This is a genomic window from Vibrio sp. SNU_ST1 (assembly GCF_030563405.1).
Lineage (GTDB): Bacteria > Pseudomonadota > Gammaproteobacteria > Enterobacterales > Vibrionaceae > Vibrio.
The window spans coordinates 1,495,979-1,514,026 of record NZ_CP130748.1 but is presented as its reverse complement, the minus strand read 5'-3'; the positions used below and the strand labels follow the sequence as shown (position 1 = coordinate 1,514,026).

17 protein-coding genes are annotated in these 18,048 nt (G+C 42.7%); 12 read left to right on the top strand and 5 right to left on the bottom strand.

Annotation, left to right across the window (positions count from 1 at the left end; genetic code table 11):
* The first annotated feature begins 157 nt into the window (after positions 1 to 157).
* Positions 158 to 1,579 (top strand): 16S rRNA (cytosine(1407)-C(5))-methyltransferase RsmF, encoded by a 1,422-nt coding sequence (gene rsmF, locus Q5H80_RS06480; RefSeq protein WP_304569291.1) that lies wholly within the window; start codon positions 158 to 160, stop codon positions 1,577 to 1,579.
* A gap of 309 nt (positions 1,580 to 1,888) precedes the next feature.
* Here the strand turns inward: rsmF and Q5H80_RS06475 are convergent, their stop codons facing one another.
* Positions 1,889 to 2,797: a S1 RNA-binding domain-containing protein gene (locus tag Q5H80_RS06475; RefSeq protein WP_009846647.1), complete on the bottom strand. Its 909-nt coding sequence runs from the start codon at positions 2,795 to 2,797 to the stop codon at positions 1,889 to 1,891.
* A 28-nt stretch (positions 2,798 to 2,825) separates the two neighbouring features.
* Here Q5H80_RS06475 and Q5H80_RS06470 point away from each other — a divergent pair, with 28 nt between their 5' ends.
* The gene (locus Q5H80_RS06470) at positions 2,826 to 4,181 is read left to right on the top strand and encodes a hypothetical protein (protein ID WP_012603874.1); all 1,356 of its coding nucleotides are present in this window, start codon (positions 2,826 to 2,828) and stop codon (positions 4,179 to 4,181) included.
* Between the two features lie 123 nt (positions 4,182 to 4,304).
* Here the strand turns inward: Q5H80_RS06470 and Q5H80_RS06465 are convergent, their stop codons facing one another.
* Both Q5H80_RS06465 and Q5H80_RS06460 read right to left on the bottom strand, forming a co-directional pair.
* A complete protein-coding gene (locus Q5H80_RS06465; protein WP_017082222.1) occupies positions 4,305 to 4,790 on the bottom strand; it encodes a PaaI family thioesterase in 486 nt (161 codons plus the stop codon).
* 176 nt (positions 4,791 to 4,966) lie between these two features.
* Positions 4,967 to 5,854, bottom strand: coding sequence for a putative PEP-binding protein (locus tag Q5H80_RS06460; protein WP_122047524.1), 888 nt, complete (start codon positions 5,852 to 5,854; stop codon positions 4,967 to 4,969).
* A 207-nt stretch (positions 5,855 to 6,061) separates the two neighbouring features.
* Between Q5H80_RS06460 and Q5H80_RS06455 the strand changes: the two genes are divergently transcribed.
* The gene (locus Q5H80_RS06455; protein WP_009846643.1) at positions 6,062 to 7,120 is read left to right on the top strand and encodes a 3-deoxy-7-phosphoheptulonate synthase; all 1,059 of its coding nucleotides are present in this window, start codon (positions 6,062 to 6,064) and stop codon (positions 7,118 to 7,120) included.
* A gap of 12 nt (positions 7,121 to 7,132) precedes the next feature.
* On the top strand, positions 7,133 to 7,615 hold the full coding sequence (locus Q5H80_RS06450; RefSeq protein ID WP_004733632.1) for a YajQ family cyclic di-GMP-binding protein: 483 nt from the start codon (positions 7,133 to 7,135) through the stop codon (positions 7,613 to 7,615).
* A 164-nt stretch (positions 7,616 to 7,779) separates the two neighbouring features.
* On the opposite strand, the gene Q5H80_RS06445 is transcribed toward Q5H80_RS06450, so the two are convergent.
* Complete coding sequence (locus Q5H80_RS06445) at positions 7,780 to 8,721, bottom strand: bifunctional precorrin-2 dehydrogenase/sirohydrochlorin ferrochelatase (protein ID WP_304569290.1); 942 nt, start codon at positions 8,719 to 8,721, stop codon at positions 7,780 to 7,782.
* A gap of 480 nt (positions 8,722 to 9,201) precedes the next feature.
* On the opposite strand from Q5H80_RS06445, the gene Q5H80_RS06440 reads away from it, so the two are divergent.
* The 6 genes from Q5H80_RS06440 (at position 9,202) to Q5H80_RS06415 (ending at position 14,861) form a co-directional block, all read left to right on the top strand.
* Positions 9,202 to 10,230 carry an amino acid ABC transporter substrate-binding protein gene (locus Q5H80_RS06440; protein ID WP_004733634.1) on the top strand — a complete coding sequence of 343 codons (1,029 nt, stop codon included), beginning with the start codon at positions 9,202 to 9,204 and terminating at the stop codon, positions 10,228 to 10,230.
* Positions 10,231 to 10,301: 71 nt separating this feature from the next.
* Complete coding sequence (locus Q5H80_RS06435) at positions 10,302 to 11,507, top strand: amino acid ABC transporter permease (RefSeq protein ID WP_304569289.1); 1,206 nt, start codon at positions 10,302 to 10,304, stop codon at positions 11,505 to 11,507.
* Position 11,508: 1 nt separating this feature from the next.
* A complete protein-coding gene (locus Q5H80_RS06430; protein ID WP_102249670.1) occupies positions 11,509 to 12,606 on the top strand; it encodes an amino acid ABC transporter permease in 1,098 nt (365 codons plus the stop codon).
* Between the two features lie 22 nt (positions 12,607 to 12,628).
* A complete protein-coding gene (locus Q5H80_RS06425) occupies positions 12,629 to 13,393 on the top strand; it encodes an amino acid ABC transporter ATP-binding protein (protein WP_009846639.1) in 765 nt (254 codons plus the stop codon).
* A gap of 313 nt (positions 13,394 to 13,706) precedes the next feature.
* On the top strand, positions 13,707 to 14,372 hold the full coding sequence (locus tag Q5H80_RS06420; RefSeq protein WP_304569288.1) for a Bax inhibitor-1/YccA family protein: 666 nt from the start codon (positions 13,707 to 13,709) through the stop codon (positions 14,370 to 14,372).
* Between the two features lie 159 nt (positions 14,373 to 14,531).
* The gene (locus tag Q5H80_RS06415; RefSeq protein ID WP_304569287.1) at positions 14,532 to 14,861 is read left to right on the top strand and encodes a TusE/DsrC/DsvC family sulfur relay protein; all 330 of its coding nucleotides are present in this window, start codon (positions 14,532 to 14,534) and stop codon (positions 14,859 to 14,861) included.
* A gap of 54 nt (positions 14,862 to 14,915) precedes the next feature.
* Here Q5H80_RS06415 and yccX read toward each other — a convergent pair whose 3' ends face one another.
* On the bottom strand, positions 14,916 to 15,203 hold the full coding sequence (yccX, locus tag Q5H80_RS06410; RefSeq protein WP_304569286.1) for an acylphosphatase: 288 nt from the start codon (positions 15,201 to 15,203) through the stop codon (positions 14,916 to 14,918).
* An 88-nt stretch (positions 15,204 to 15,291) separates the two neighbouring features.
* On the opposite strand from yccX, the gene Q5H80_RS06405 reads away from it, so the two are divergent.
* Positions 15,292 to 16,695, top strand: coding sequence for a methyl-accepting chemotaxis protein (locus Q5H80_RS06405; RefSeq protein WP_304569285.1), 1,404 nt, complete (start codon positions 15,292 to 15,294; stop codon positions 16,693 to 16,695).
* A gap of 129 nt (positions 16,696 to 16,824) precedes the next feature.
* Positions 16,825 to 18,018: a class I SAM-dependent methyltransferase gene (locus Q5H80_RS06400; protein ID WP_102249672.1), complete on the top strand. Its 1,194-nt coding sequence runs from the start codon at positions 16,825 to 16,827 to the stop codon at positions 18,016 to 18,018.
* Positions 18,019 to 18,048 lie beyond the last annotated feature (30 nt).

Below are 18,048 nucleotides of genomic sequence, written 5' to 3'. Positions count from 1 at the left end.
CAGCTCCATGCAAATTAATGCAGCTTAACGAAGAATAATTCATCATCAAAATGCAGCCATTCGGCTGCATTTTTGTTGTTTGCTATAAATATGGTTTAGGACGGCTTCATTTTGCTTTAAACTCCCCCGCATTAATGCAATAAATCGAGACACTCTTTTGCACGCTAACGTATATATTCCTGAAGAATTCCTAACGCACATCGAATCAATCATGCCTAGTCATCTAGATATGGCTTCTTTTGTCGCGTCATGCCAAAAACCACTTCGTAAAAGTATTCGAGTCAACACATTGAAAATCAGTGTTGAAGACTTCTTAGTACGAGCAAAAGAGAAAGGCTGGGAACTGGAACCTGTACCTTGGTGCGAAACGGGGTTTTGGATTACAGCTGATGAAAGTGAAGCGCCACTAGGTAATACGGCAGAACACATGTCTGGCCTTTTCTATATCCAAGAAGCCAGTTCTATGATGCCACCGTCAGCACTTTTCCAAGGTGAGACTGACTACCAAGCCGTATTAGACACTGCGGCTGCACCCGGTTCTAAAACAACGCAAATCGCGGCGCTAATGAATAATCGCGGCGTATTGGTTGCCAATGAATACGCCGCAAGCCGCGTGAAAGTTCTTCATGCCAACATCGAACGTTGTGGCGTTCGTAATGCCGCACTCAGTAACTTTGATGGTCGAGTTTTCGGTGGGTGGTTACCAGAACAGTTTGATGCTGTGCTGCTAGACGCGCCCTGCTCTGGTGAAGGTACGATACGCAAAGACGCAGATGCGATGAAGAACTGGACGTATCAATCTGTAGTCGATATTGCTGACACTCAAAAAGATCTGATTGAAAGTGCTTTTCATGCTCTCAAACCTAACGGCGTTCTGGTTTACTCAACCTGTACGTTAAGCACGGAAGAGAACCAACAAGTGTGTCATCACCTAAAAGAGACCTTTGGTGATGCGGTAGAATTCGAATCTCTTGAATCATTATTCGACAATGCTAAAGCAACCACGACAGAAGAAGGCTTTCTACACATCTTCCCACAAGTGTATGATTCGGAAGGTTTCTTTGTTGCACGCATCCGTAAACTAGCGTCTGTTACACCACCAGAAGTTAAAAAGCGTATGGGTAAATTCCCATTTGAAAAAGCGTCAAAGAAAGCTCAACAAGAAGTCGCTGAACAACTGCTGGGCGCACTCGATATCGAACTGCCAAGTGATACTCAAGTTTGGATTCGTGATAAAGACGTTTGGCTATTCCCGGAAGCGCTAGAACCAATGATCGGTGAGTTCCGTTTCTCTCGCATGGGCATCAAGATCGCTGAAACTCATAAAAAAGGTTACCGCTGGCAGCACCAAGTCGCGACAACGCTCGCTACAGGCAATGAAGCCAACATTGTAGACCTTAGCATTGAAGATGCTCGTGAATGGTTTATGGGACGCGATGTTCGCCCTGAAGGCTTGTCAGGCAAAGGTGAAGTACTAGTGAAGTACAATGGTGCAATCATCGGCCTTGGTAAGTGGGTTGGCAACCGAGTGAAGAACGGTTTACCACGCGAACTCGTGCGCGATAAAAACCTATTCTAAATAGCTTTTGTGCTTAACAATTTAACGGCTTAAAGAAGTGCACAAACAAAAAACCAAACAATGTTAATTGTTTGGTTTTTTTCTACCGGTCATGTAACTCAATGTGCGAGCGCTTGTAAATCAACAACTAATTATACAAATATCAATTCAAGTCACTATTTCAAATAAGAAAAATCGCACTTTAGGGAATCTAAACTAGACTTCAACCTAATAGTCAAAAGATTTAAACGATTAGCGTAGGCTCTTCGGAGCCCTTTCCCCTAAGCCCAAACAGGAAGGTTTGGGCTTTTTTTTGACCGAAAAGAACGCTTATTTAACTAAGCTGATACCTTCTTTGTCGATAGTGATCTTGCCAGATTTGTACAAACCACCAATTGTCTTCTTGAACGTACCTTTACTGGTTCTGAATGCAGAGAAAATCGCTTCAGGAGAAGACTTATCATTCAAAGGCAGGTAACCGCCCTTCTTCTCAAGAAGATCCAGAACCTTAGTGCTTAGGTCATCCATCTTAGCAACACCAATTTTCTGAAGAGACAAATCAATCTTACCGTCTTCTTCACGAACGTTTTTAATGTAGCCTTTTAGTGTCTTACCAATGAACAGCTTACCGATGATGTCTGATGGGAAAATCATACCCCAGTGTTCACCGTTCACGATCGCTTTGTAACCAAGTTGGCTGCGCTCAGCGATAATGAGATCAACTTGCTCATTTTGCTTATAAGTCGCAGGCGTGTTGTCTAACCATTTGTTGAACTTCGTTGTACCAACGATACGGCTCGATGCTTTATCGATATACACATATACTAAGATTGACTGGCCTTCGTTTAAACGACCGCGCTGCTCGCTGAAAGGAACAAGAAGGTCCTTACCTTTTACGCCCCAGCTCATGAATGCACCAGTGCTGTTAACACCTTCAACCGTCATCAAGCCAAACTGCCCTACTTGAGCGATTGGTTTTTCAGTTGTGGCAGCGATCTGGTTGTCAGAATCAATGTATAAGAAAACATCTAGCTTTTGACCAATTTCAACACCTTCAGGAGTAAATCGTTTCGGCAGCAACACGGTTCCATAGTCGCTCGCGTCAAGGAATACACCGAAGTCTGCTTGTTTTACTACTTCTAGGTTGTTTATTTGACCAATATTAATCATCAAGATTGTCTCTACTTTAAATTTGGCGGTGATTATACGTGATCTCTGATATGCTTTCGCTAGTTTCATTCATATTTTTACATTCTAGGAGACATCGTTGATCACCGTTGATAAACAAGATGCGATAACACTTAAAATTAACCATGCGATGGCGAAGACTAAAAAGCTCGATATGGACGTTTATCTATTCATTCCCGGTGAACTCGGACTGACTCCTGAAGTACTTTCTGAAAGTGCCTTCTTCTACAGTTCAATTACTCAAAAGCGCGCTTACTACAGTGATAAGACACTATTACCATTGGTACACAGCCGCTTGGCAAAACGCGGACGCTTATCGACGACACAGTATCGTGTGAGTTTGAGTTTGTTCGCCTATCAATACGTGATTGCTTTAGATAAAGCCGTGAGCAGCTTGAATAAGACAGATAGTGACGACGTAACGGCTGATGATGTCGATGAAGTCATCGAACTGGCTTTGGATATCCTCAAGAAGCTTCGTCGTAGTATTCCTTATGAAGAAAACCTAAAGCGCTATTATGCCAATATTGATAATTACCTTTCTTGGTACACGGAGCAAAAATTCTTATCTTTGGTATCACATATGCCACGTGGCAGTGAATACTCGACGATAAAAGAGCGACTCTTGACGCTTTGTGAAAAAGAGACCGCCCATCGAAAACTTAATCGGTATAACTCAGCGAAGGTACGAGAAGACGTAACACGTTTGAGCAACAAGATGCGACTGTTACGACGTTTGATCGAACACCCTATCGTCCTCAAAGAAAAAACGACATCAATGGGTAAGAACGTGAAGAGAGCCGTTAAAGGTATCGCCACAGGCTTAGTCATGGTGGTGGTTACCACAACCGTTATATTAGCTCGCGACTTTCTGGGAGAGATCACCGCATCTTTCATCGTATCGATGTCATTTATCTATGCGTTACGCGAGATATTCAAAGATGACTTGAGAGATATCCTTTGGCGCTGGCTTCGTAAAGGCAAACCTAAATGGAAACGCCGCTACTTTGATCCAACAACCAATAAATCTGTCGGCCATAAGCTTGAATGGTTGGACTACGCAAATTTTTCTAAGTTAGCAGACCGTATTCAATCAATACGCAAGAAACGTGTTGTTCAACGTGAAGAGCAAATTCTACACTATCGTTCGCATACAGAAATGTCGACATCGACATTCATGAGTGGTTACGAAGAGACTCGTGAAACCGTATCGATCAGCCTCAGAGCGCTAACACGCTTAATGGACAAGGGTTCAAATAACGTATATCGCATGAATGAAGGGCAAGTAAGCCGAGAATCAGTAGAAAAACGCCACCTGCTCAACCTGATCATTAAAGAGAACAATCACGACGATGAACCTACCTATTACCGCTGGAAAATCGTCATGAATCGTTCAAAGATCGTTGATATCGAGCAAATCACTCAAGAATCATAACGTTGTTAGGATATGCGGTACGGTATATGGATACTAGATTCACATACCGCTCTTCCACTTGTTCAACGATTGCCTTCTGTTGAACTATGATCTTCAGATTCAGCCCAACCTTATATTTCCGAGCTACTTTCTCGAAGGTACTTTCTTAATAGAAAGCGTTAACGTGAACTCCGCCATTGGCTCGTCGCCATGCAAAGACGGACAAGTCGCGATAATCGTCACGGGTTGATTCACACGCTCGCCAGTAGACATAGTTTCTGCCAACATAGTGTTGATCAACTCACCATCGTTACAAGTGAAGTGTACGTCACCTTCTGGACGCTTCAAGAAATTACCTGTCACCTCTTTAAATGCCAGCGAGATCTTTTCGCCTTGCTGCTGAGATTTACTCATTGCAAGAAAGCCACCCGCCACATCAGCACCTACTGCTAGTACACCAAAATACATGCTGTTGAGGTGATTCTTAGTTCGCCTTTTGAGAGGAATTTTTACTTCAACATGTTGATTATCCAGCGCGAGCAGTTTTGGTCGACATAGCCAGATTAGAGGCACTTTGAAAAAGCCAAACATGCTCAAGTAGAAATTTGCTTTTTGTAGAGGGGTCAGCATTCGAGTTACCTAGTCAAATGAGTCATCAGACCAGTTAATCGATTTGCAATGTACATGTCAAAAAAATGTTAAAAAAACGAGATATCATCGCATAATGATATCTCCCTTATTCTCAAAGCTTTAGTGACTTAGATAAACTCAAACAGCAAGTTGATTTATCTAGACAATAAGCTGGTTTATGCAGTGATAACTGTTTCTACACCTTCGAGATCCGCAATGAACCCTTGTAAGCGCGGGTAGTCCACCAGGCCTTGAGTCACAAGCAGGACGGGCTTCTTCGCGTTCAGTGTTGCTTTAACAATCATACTCAACAAGGTAATAACCGCCTCGTTTTGAGGATCAAAAGCGTGTTGCTGAGCTTCATTGTGCTTGTCTACACCTAAAGTGAAAGACGCTAAGCTATCAACGTTTACCACAACACCATCGAAGTAATGAAGTAACCTTTCGCTTAGTAGCACTGCAGACGGCACATCGCACGAGAACAGTACTTTCAAACCATTAAGCCCACGTGGTAAGCCTTGCTCTGCAAGCAAATCAATAATCTTAGCGGCATCGCTTAATGCTCGTACATACGGTACAACCACTTCAACGTTAATACCCTGCTCTCGCAGCGCTTTAATAACCTGACACTCTAAAGCGAAAGCCTTGCTGTACTCGGCTGTCGCATAACGCGCAACCCCACGAACACCTAGTGCCGGGTTTATCTCTTCGGCTTCACAGCTACCACCAAGTAGCGAACGGAAGCCATAGCTATCAGCACTACTTAACGCAATACGAACAGTAGCGTGGTTTGGCTGAACGGCTGCTTGGATGGCAATAACCAAGGTTGAAACAAAATGTTCATCGACTGTTTTATCACCAAGGATCGCATCTAAAGAGGTTTTTTCGATATCAGTCAGTGTTTCTAAATGACTTTCAATACTTGGATGATAGAAGACACGATCCATGACCAATTCAGACAATGAAACGTATAAGTGGTTGGAATTATTATTATCGTTGTAAGAAGGCAGCACATCACCTAAGACAAGTTCTGGGTGCAAAGTGCTTTGATTTTCTTGAGTCATTGCTGCTCCAGCATTTTTATGTTGTGTTCAAACGAAAATACCGATAGCTGCCTGTTAATACAAGTGAAAATCCCCCATTTGACGTTGGCCTGCCTATAAAAATGAGAATATTAGCAATAACAGAGATAACTTTGACTTAAGAGAGTTTATTCCTCTGTTCAATTCCGTTATCTTAACCACTTCGCAATAGAATAAAAAAGCTATCACATGCCATTAAAAACTGATGAGTTGAGAACCCAAGCTCTGGGTCCTATGCCAACTCCTGCCGAACTAGGCAATGCACACCCTATTACTGACGACGTTGCTGAGCGCATTAAGAATTCTCGCCGCCAAATCGAAGATATCCTAACGGGTCGTGATAATCGCCTATTAGTTATCGTAGGTCCTTGCTCTGTTCACGATACAGATGCGGCACTTGATTACGCTGAACGTCTAAGCCAGATTCAAGATCAATACAAAGATGAATTATTCGTTGTCATGAGAACCTACTTCGAGAAACCTCGTACGGTTGTAGGTTGGAAAGGTTTAATTACCGATCCAAATCTCGATGGTTCATACGCACTTGAAACAGGCTTGAATAAAGCACGTAAGCTATTGCTAGATATCAACAAGCTTGGCCTAGCTACCGCGACTGAATTCCTTGATATGATCACCGGTCAGTACATTGCAGACCTTATAACTTGGGGCGCAATTGGCGCTCGCACGACTGAATCTCAGATTCACCGTGAAATGGCTTCTGCACTGTCTTGCCCAGTTGGCTTCAAAAACGCGACTAACGGCAACATCAAAATTGCCATTGATGCGATTCGTGCAGCGCATGCTTCACACTACTTCTACTCGCCAGACAAGAACGGCCGCATGACGGTTTACCGCACTTCTGGTAACCCATACGGTCACGTAATTCTACGTGGTGGCGATAAAGGCCCTAACTTCGATGCTGAATCTGTGGATAACGCATGTAAGCAGTTGGCTGAATTCGACCTGCCTCAACGTTTAGTTGTAGACTTTAGCCACGCTAACTGTCAAAAACAGCACCGTAAGCAGCTAGAAGTAGCGCAAGACATTTGTGAACAAATCAAATCTAACAAGAATCAAATTGCAGGCATCATGGCGGAAAGCTTCATTGTTGAAGGTAACCAACCAATGACAGATATCAACAACCTAGAATACGGCAAGTCGATTACTGACCCATGCCTAAGCTGGGAAGATACGGCAACAATGCTAGACATGCTTGCAACAGCAATTAAAGATAGAAACTTAGCTTAAGGAAACAACACAATGCCATCATTTGACATTATCTCTGAAGTAGAAGCAGTAGAACTGCGTAACGCGGTAGACAACGCAAACCGTGAACTATCGACTCGTTTCGATTTCCGCGGCGTTGAAGCAAGCTTTGATTACAAAGATGAATCAGTAAAATTGACTGCTCAAGACGATTTTCAACTGAAGCAAATGCGCGATATCCTTCGTAGCAACCTAACAAAGCGTAATGTTGATCCTAACGCGATGGAAGCAAAAGCGGCAGACCAGACAGGTCGCACTTGGCACCAAACGGTTATCTTTAAGCAAGGCATTGAAACTGATGTAGCTAAGAAGATCGTTAAGCTAATCAAAGACAACAAAGTTAAAGTTCAAGCTTCTATCCAAGGCGACAAAGTTCGTGTAACCGGCAAGAAACGTGATGATCTACAAGCTGTTATGGCTCTAGTTCGTAGCGGTGAACTTGGTCAACCTTTCCAATTTGACAATTTCCGCGACTAATTTTTGAGTTTGAGCGACTGCCTATTTGAGTTGCTCATCCATCAACACAATGTCGTGTTTTAAATAAAAAAAAGCCACTTCTTTTAAGAAGTGGCTTTTTTTTATCTGGTCAGCTTTATTCGTATACCACGAGGGCATTTGAACCGAGCTAGATAGATCGAGCCTTAACTGAGCACTTTTGCAGCAGACAATTTTAGGTCTTTACCGACCAACAAATTAAACTCTACGCTTGCTGGTGGAATAAACACACACACTCGTAATTTCTCAGCTCTTGCCTGCTCAAGCTTGGTTGATAGCTCTCCGCTATTAGAATAGAGATCTCTTTCTGCGTCTCGACGGCATAAGTCTATAAATTCGAATGGGCACTCTTTTGGCGATAGTACGAGTTCTGCTTCTTGCATCAAGCGCAGCGCCTTCATAGAGAGAAGTTCTACATCTTGCTCGAATTCAATCCAAGTCACTTGCCCTTTATTATCGACAGGTTCCGCCAAAGATTGCTGATAATAAGTTTCCAGTTGCTCGCGTTCCGTTACTTGATTGATAAAACTGGAAGACAAAAAGCGCTCCCAGAATTTACGGCGTTCATCAACAGTAGGAAAAGACTCTTTAATCGAATTGCGTTTTGATGCACCAAAGTCTGCAATCAAACCAATATTCTGAGGCAATACGGTTTCGAGTTTTTCTCTAATATTTCTCACCAAAACAGGTGATGCGCCCCCACTTGAGATCGCAATTTGGATTCTCCCGCGATTTATCATTGAGGGAGTGATGAAGTCACAATAGGGTAAATCATCGACCACATTGACAAGAATACCCATTTTTTTTGCATCATTATGTACTTGATGATTTAGGCTTGGGTTGTCGGTCGTTGCCCACACTTGTAAGTAGTTTTTCGAGATAAGCTGTGACGAGTAGAAATTTTGAACCCAACGAAGTTTGTCTTCATCGGCTAGCTCTTTTAAGTAAGGTGCTACCTTAGGAGAAACCAAAGTTACATTAGCACCCGCTCGTAGCAAACTATCGACTTTTCGGCAAGCAACCTCGCCCCCACCAACCACTAGAATTGGCTTATTCTCTACATCCAAAAACATTGGAAAATAACGCATGTTCTTCCTTGAGGCTACTTCAATAACTATTCAGACATGCTACCAAATTTGGAGCATATTCATAACTATCCAAGCGCAATAAAAATATTTATTGACCAAATTTTCGACTTTCTTAAGGCCAATACGCCATCAATGTGACTTTAATTCAGAATATTTACCTAGCCCACCATCAATATAAAAACCTAAATCTCGTTGCACCAACAGTGTGAACCGTTGCACTATTTACATTCAGTTAACATTTAGTCATTCTAATTGTGTTCGGATTTGTGATTTCATTCAAAATTCTTTTTAAATTATACATTTGTGAAACTACGGATCCTTTCCTAACCTTATAAACAGTTGTTTAAATCGCATACGGTTTCATTTGCAAAATGCAACTCGCTTAATTTGAGCAACAAGGTCATAGACAACGCAACACACAAGAGACACTCAAACGAGTATGAGTATCAGGTGTCACCTGGTTAACAAGGAAGGATACAAATGACAAATAAACTAACACTTCTTGCTTCAGTAGTAGCTGCATCAACTGCGATGATGGCAACATCAGCATCAGCGGCAGAAAGCACTCTGGACAAAGTCACATCTCAAGGTTTTCTAACTTGTGGTGTAAGTACCGGTCTTCCAGGGTTCTCTAACCCTAACTCAAAAGGTGAATGGGAAGGAATTGATGTTGAGTATTGTCAAGCTCTTGCAGCGGCTGTACTCGGTGACAAGACTAAAGTTAAGTATGTACCGCTAACAGCAAAAGAGCGCTTTACCGCGCTTCAATCTGGTGAAATAGACGTACTATCCCGTAACACAACATGGACGCTACATCGTGACACTGCTCTAGGTTTGAACTTCGTAGGCGTTAACTACTACGATGGTCAAGGCTTCATGGTTAAGAAAGAACTTGGACTTACAAGTGCTCAAGAACTAGATGGCGCTTCAGTGTGTGTTCAATCAGGTACAACGACTGAACTTAACCTAGCCGATTACTTCCGTAACAGTGGCATGTCTTACAAGCCAGTGGTATTTGATACGGCAGCACAAACATCAAAAGGTTTCGACGCGGGTCGTTGTGACGTGCTAACGACTGACCAATCTGGTCTATATGCACTTCGTCTAAATCTAGCTGATCCTAAATCTGCACAGGTACTTCCTGAAATCATCTCTAAAGAGCCACTAGGCCCTGTTGTTCGTCAAGATGATGACAAGTGGTTCAACGTTGCTAAATGGACCCTTTCTGCAATGATTAACGCAGAAGAGTACGGCATCTCTTCTAAGAATGCTGACGAAATGCTTAAGTCAAAAGATCCAAACATCAAGCGTATTCTTGGTGTTGACGGTCCTAAAGGTAAAGGCCTTGGCATTCGTGACGATTGGGGTTACCAAGTCATTAAACAAGTTGGTAACTACGGTGAGAGTTTTGAGCGAACTGTTGGTACAGGTTCACCACTACAGATCTCTCGTGGCGTAAACGCACTATGGAATGCGGGCGGCTTTATGTACGCTCCACCAATCCGTTAATAAATTTACAAGCATCAATTAGGGCGGACTTTTCCGCCCTATTTATTAAATGGATTTGAGGTTATAGCAGTATGAAACCTAATGAAACTATTTCTCCAACTCAAGAAAAACCACAGCCCAAAAGTGCCAACCTTTTTTACAACCCCACTTTTCGCTCAATTGTTTTCCAAATTCTCGCCGTCGCGGCGCTTTGTGCTTTCTTTTACACAATTGTAAATAATGCACTCACTAACTTAGATTCCCGTGGTATCGCCACTGGTTTTGATTTTCTCTCCCAAGAAGCTGGTTTTGGTATCGGCTTAACATTAATTGAATACGACGAAACATTCTCATACGGTCGTACATTCTTTATCGGTCTTCTCAATACCGCTTTAGTTTCAGTATTAGGCATAATATTAGCCACAGTATTGGGGTTTAGTATGGGTATCGCTAGGCTATCTTCAAACTGGCTAGTTAGCCGATTTGCAGCTGTCTACATTGAGATATTCCGAAATATCCCTCTTCTTCTACAAATATTTTTTTGGTATTTCGCTGTTCTACAAGCATTGCCTTCCGCTCGTCAGAGTATGAGCCTCGGTGAGGCTATTTTCTTGAATGTACGCGGTTTATACTTCCCTGCTCCAGTGTTAGAGCAAGGCAGTAGCATTGTCATCGCATCATTGATTGTCGGTATCATCGCTACTTTTGTTATCAACATCTGGGCTAATAACAAACAAAAGCTAACCGGCCAACAAACACCAATGTTGCGAATTGCTGCAGCGCTGATTGTGGGCTTACCGTTAGTCACTTACTTTGTTATGGGTATGCCTATCTCTGCGGAGTACCCTGTTCTGAAAGGGTTTAACTTCAAAGGTGGTATCAGCATCATTCCTGAATTAGCAGCATTGATGCTCGCTTTAAGTATCTACACAGCCGCATTCATCGCCGAGATTGTGCGTTCAGGTATCAACGCGGTAAACCATGGGCAAACAGAGGCTGCTATGTCTCTAGGGCTCCCGCGAACAAGAACTCTTAAGCTAGTCATTATTCCGCAAGCATTAAGAATTATTATCCCACCACTAACCAGTCAGTATTTAAACCTGACCAAAAACTCATCACTTGCGATGGCCATTGGTTATCCTGATCTTGTGTCTGTATTTGCAGGAACAACATTGAACCAAACTGGACAAGCTATCGAAGTAATCGCGATGACAATGGGCGTCTACTTGACCCTAAGCCTATTAACATCTGCTCTAATGAACATATACAACCGCAAAGTAGCGTTGGTGGAGAGATAAGATGAGTACACATCAATTTCAACCTGATCTTCCGCCTCCAGCGAATACTGTTGGACCTGTCGGTTGGTTAAGAAAAAATCTATTTAATGGACCAATTAACAGTGTCGTCACTGTGGTGCTTGCTTACTTTGCTTTCAATTTATTATGGGCAATAGCTGACTGGGCATTCTTGAGCGCTGATTGGATAGGAACAACACGCGATGCCTGTACTAGCGAAGGTGCTTGTTGGGTTTTCATTAGTGTCCGTTGGGACCAATTCATGTACGGCTTCTACCCAGAAGCGGAACTGTGGCGTCCTCGTTTTTTCTACGCAACATTGGCTATTTTTGTTGCTTTGTTAGCTTACGAAAAAACACCTAAACGTACGTGGATTTGGTTATTCTTCGTAAACATCTACCCGTTTATCATTGCAGGCTTACTATACGGTGGTGTATTTGGACTAGAGGTTGTTGATACCCATAAATGGGGCGGCCTACTGGTTACACTGATCATCGCACTTGTTGGTATCGTTGTATCACTGCCTATCGGTGTCGCACTAGCGCTAGGGCGTCGTTCTGAAATGCCAATCATCCGCAGTATGTGTACCGTTTACATCGAAATCTGGCGTGGTGTACCGTTAATTACGGTTTTATTCATGGCCTCGGTAATGCTTCCGCTCTTTTTATCAGAGGGGATGGAGACCGATAAACTGATACGTGCGCTTGTCGGGGTAGTACTGTTTAGTGCTGCTTATATGGCGGAAGTAATCCGTGGTGGTTTGCAAGCAATACCAAAAGGTCAATACGAAGCCGCTGACGCTTTAGGGTTGAGCTACTGGAAAAAAACAGGGCTGATCATTCTACCTCAAGCTCTTAAAATCACGATTCCTTCAATTGTGAACACCTTTATTGGTTTGTTCAAAGATACCAGTCTAGTTTTGATTATCGGTATGTTTGATGTACTAGGGATTGGCCAAGCCGCGAATACCGACCCTGAGTGGCTTGGGTATTCAACAGAAAGTTATGTATTTGTCGCGTTAGTGTTCTGGGTGTTTTGTTTTGGCATGTCGAGATACTCGATTTGGCTAGAAAACAGACTTCATACCGGTCACAAACGATAATTAACAAGATCAAGGACGTATTATGACGCAGCAAACAGAAAACAACTCTCAAGGTCTTATGATCGAGTTGAAAGACATGAACAAGTGGTACGGCGAATTCCACGTACTTAAAAACATCAATCTGGAAGTTAAAAAAGGCGAGAAGATCGTTATTTGTGGCCCTTCAGGTTCAGGAAAATCAACGATGATTCGTTGTATCAACCGCTTAGAAGAGCACCAAAAAGGCCATATCTTTGTATCTGGTAATGAGCTAACGGAAGACCTGAAAAACATTGAAGCCGTGCGCAGAGATGTAGGCATGTGTTTTCAACACTTCAACTTGTTCCCTCACCTAACGGTATTGGAAAACTGCACCCTAGCACCAATCTGGGTGAAGAAGATGCCGAAGGAAGAAGCCGAAGCCATCGCAATGAAATTCCTCGAGCGTGTAAAAATACCAGAGCAAGCGGACAAATTCCCAGGCCAACTGTCTGGTGGACAACAGCAACGTGTGGCAATTGCTCGTTCTTTGTGTATGAACCCTCAGGTTATGCTATTTGATGAACCAACATCGGCACTAGACCCAGAAATGGTTCGTGAAGTATTGGACGTAATGGTCGAATTGGCCGAAGAAGGCATGACAATGTTGTGTGTAACGCACGAAATGGGCTTTGCTAAAGAGGTCGCAGATCGCGTTATCTTTATGGATGCCGGTGAAATCATAGAAGAGAACAACCCTGTCGACTTCTTTGAAAACCCACAATCGGACAGGACGCAGAACTTCTTGAGCCAAATCTTGCACCATTAATGTGTTATGATGCATAAACTACAGAGGCGGCTTAGGTCGCCTCTTTATTTTTCGATGTTCTTTTTATTTTTCGATGTTATCGTTCGTTTTCCAAAGGTTATAAATCATTAGCCAATAACTATAAAAGTTTGAACATCGAGTGTTAGCGACACTTTATCGTCATTAGAAATACTTTGTTACACCTTCAGAAACACTTAACCGACTATTTTGATTATTATTTTAGGTATACAAGAGGAATGAAAGACTTGATTTTTCGAACTTTCAGCCCCATAAATGTACTAATAACTATTGAAGTCACCTTACGAGGAAGATTATGAACAGCCCTATGTTTTCACGCACAGCATCTCAAGAAAGTGCTCTGCAAACCAATAAAGTGTTGCGTAACACCTACGCACTACTGTCTATGACACTACTTTGGTCTGCTGTAGTAGCAGGCGTATCTATGGCGATGAACCTTCCTCGCCCTGGTCTTATCATTATGCTAGTTGGTTTCTACGGCCTTCTATTCCTAACAGAAAAGAACCGTGACAACAGCATGGGTCTAGTCTTCACATTCCTATTTACAGGTTTCTTGGGCTACACCATCGGTCCAGTCTTAAACATGTACGTTGGCGCAGGCATGGGTGATGTCATCCTAACTGCACTTGGCGGTACTGCACTGGCATTTATGGCTGCATCTGCTTACGCCCTAACAACTAAACGTGACCTTTCATTCCTTAACGGTATGCTAATGGCTGGTTTCGTTGTTCTGCTAGTCGGCATGGTCGCAAACATCTTCTTACAAATGCCACTACTATCACTGGCAATGAGCGGTATGTTTATCCTATTCTCGACTGGTGTAATCTTGCTAACAACGCAAAGCATCATTCGTGGTGGTGAAACGAACTACATCTCTGCAACGATTAGCTTGTATGTATCGATCTACAACATCTTCATCAGCCTACTAAGCATCTTAGGTATTATGGGTAACGACGACTAATCGCTTCCATCACTGAATCATATCTAGCCCAAGAGCCTATCTCTTGGGCTTTTTTTTATCTATAAGTGTAATTTTTTTGAGATAGCTACAATTTCTGTTGAGAAAGATAAACTTGGTCATGTACTCTATCCGGATAGTTAATTGGACTCTGGATTAAACATGTTTGAATATAACGGCAAGCAAATCAAAACCGACGCTCAAGGTTATCTGTTGGATTACACTCAATGGGAAGAAGGTATGATTAAAATTCTTGCTCAAGATGAGGAAATTGAACTTACTGATGCACACTTAGAAGTCGTACATTTTGTAAGGAGCTTTTACGAAGAATTCAAGACCTCTCCAGCCGTTCGCATGCTCGTTAAAGCAATGGAAAAAGCGCATGGCCCAGAAAAAGGTAACAGCAAGTACCTATTCAAATTATTCAAGAAAGGCCCCGCCAAACAAGCAACCAAACTCGCCGGTTTACCTAAACCAGCAAAATGCTTGTAGAACTAAAATAGCGCTAGGTTGATCTCAAGGTAAAAAGGTAAATACTGTAGTATCCTACAGTATTTTAAACTCCCCTACACGTACGTCCTGCCGCTCACTATCTTTAACTTGATGCATGACGACATTGTCTACTGTCGCGCTCGATGGCCCAAGATTAAGCCAAGTGTGTAACTTCTCAAGTTTCAGCGCCTCTCCGACCGCTAACACTTCAACTCGACCATCATTTAGGTTCTTTGCATAGCCGGAAATGCCCAAATCCAGCGCCTGTCTACTGGTGTGATAACGAAATCCAACACACTGAACTACGCCTGACACGACAAAAATATACTGCAGAGTTTCCATAACGTTGCCTCATAAATTATATGGATGATATAGTTGCGATTCTATTCATTCACCATTTATTGGTGGGCTTACTTCGAGTATTACAATTATGAAAGAAATCCCGTTTCGTTGGATTGACAAATATCTCATTCACCTAAAAATCCAAGAAAAGTTCTATCTACTATTCTTATTACCTCTTATCGCCCTGGTTATACTGACTCTAGTTTTAGATAGCGCCGCGGACTCTTTACTTGCTCACCTTTACCAGGATGAATTACACCTGATGAAAGGGCTGATTGAAGCTGGACAACTCACTAAAGATCAGGTGTCTCAACTCATTAGTAATTCTGAAACCATCTCTTTAGGATATGGTGCAGGATCTGTTTCTGTCATGAATGGTGCCTTCAGTTTAGTCGCAAGCCATGACCAAAACTTATGGTCAGCTCTATCTACTACTCAGGTTTCGATTATTGCGGTAACTCTCACGCTTATAGCTCTGGGTGTTTACTACATCATGACTTTCATTGGTGGTGCTATGTTCTCGATGAACAAAGCACTCAGCACACTTGCGAGTGGCGATTTAACTTGTCGCATGAACTACTTTTTAGTTCGCGATGAGTTCAGTGAAATTGCTATTACTATCGATAAGGTAGCCGAGCGTGAGCAAAACATGGTTCTCTCAATCCAAGAGTCCGTTGCGCTCATGCAGCAAATCAGTTCGGATTTAAACCAATCAACGCAACAGAGTTCAAATATCTCAAGTAATCAACAAGAGCATTTGAATAGCCTCGCGAGCGCCACTGAACAAATGGCAGCAACGATTCGAGAAGTCGCTACCCTTGCTCATGATTCAAGCACTCAAACAATGGACGCTCGCGGTGTCGCGCAAAGTGGTCAAGTTAAGGTTTCTAATACTTTGGAATCGATCTCTAGCTTATCCCAAGAGATTCAATCGGCTTCGCAAGCAGTAGAAGAACTCGATGCTAATGCGGCACAGATCGATGAAGTAGTCGCAACCATCAATGGTATCTCTGAACAAACTAACCTGTTAGCACTAAACGCTGCGATTGAAGCTGCTCGAGCTGGAGAGCAAGGCCGTGGTTTTGCAGTTGTTGCTGATGAAGTTCGCGCCCTTGCCGGACGAACTCAACAAGCGACAGTTGAAATTCAGAGCATGATAGAATCATTACAACGTAACAGCCAGTCGTTAACAAAACTTATGGAAGTGACAGTGAGCAATGCTAATGAAGGCCAAACTCTGATGTCGGAAGTGAACGTTGAGATCGGTTCTTTAGCTGAGAAAAACCAGTCTATTTCTGATAGTAGTACTCAAATTGCTACTGCTGCAGAAGAGCAAGGTGTAGTTGCGGATAACATTGCACAAAGTGTTGAAGAGATTCGTCATCAATCAGACGGCATCTGCGAGATGATCAGTAAGAGTAACTCTAACGTTGACCAACTTCGTAAGCAAAGCGATACGATGGAAGGTTTGCTGACAGGTCTTAAAGCTTAATACTTACATCTAGCCATCATCTAATGATTGTTCAATACAAGGGCTGCTTTGGCAGCCCTTTCTTATTTGCTTTTCCCTTGTACTTCCCCGACAATACCCCTCCTTCAAATTCAACAAACAGAGTAAATTATGACTCCTTCAATTCATCTAGCTAAAGGCCGAGATAAATCACTACGCCGTAAACACCCTTGGGTATTTTCACGCGGTATCGATAAGGTCGAAGGCGAACCACAACAAGGTGAAACTGTAGACGTATATGCTCAGAATGGTCAATGGCTTGCAAAAGCGGCTTATTCTCCAGAATCTCAAATTCGAGCTCGTGTTTGGACATTTGAAAAAGAAGAAATCAACAAAGCGTTCTTCGTAAAACGAATTCAAGACGCACAATCACTGCGCGAAGACATCATTGAGCGTGATGGTTTAACCGGCTACCGCCTTACCGCAGCAGAGTCTGATGGCCTACCGGGTATCACTATCGACAAATATCAAGACTTCCTAGTTTGCCAACTTCTAAGTGCGGGTGCTGAATTCAATAAGAGCGTATTGGTTGAAGCTTTAATTGAATGCTTCCCAGACTGTAATATTTACGAGCGTTCAGACGTAGCGGTCCGTAAAAAAGAAGGCCTAGAACAAGTTGTTGGCGTACTTCACGGTGAAGAGCCACCAAAATCTATCGTCATTGAAGAAAACGGCGTCAAAATCAGCGTAAACATCATGGAAGGCCACAAAACAGGCTTCTACATGGACCAACGTGATAGCCGTAAAGAGTCAATGAAGTATGTTAAAGGCAAAGATGTGCTTAACTGTTTCTCATACACTGGTGGCTTTGGTCTTTACGCACTGAAAGGAGACGCAAAACGTGTAATCAACGCAGATGTGTCTCAATTAGCTCTAGATACAGCTAAATTCAACGCTGAACTCAATGAATTTGATATCTCGAAAAAACGTGCGGTATTCCTCAATGCCGACGTATTCAAACTGCTTCGTGAGTACCGAGACCAAGGCACTAAATTTGATGTCGTGATCATGGATCCACCTAAGTTTGTTTCAAGTAAAAACAACTTAACTTCAGGTGCTAATGGCTACAAAGACGTGAACATGCTTGCAATGCAAATCCTAAACCCTGGTGGCACTCTACTCACCTACTCTTGCTCTGGCTTGATGGGCACTGATTTATTCCAAAAAATCATCGCTGACGCTGCACTAGACGCAGGCAGAACAGTAAAATTTGTCGAGCGCTTCGAGCAAGCCGCTGACCACCTAACAGATACAGCATACCCAGAAGGCTTCTACCTAAAAGGCTTCGCCTGTAAAGTGTTGTAACTGTAGGGCGTTGCAACCTCAATGTAAGGT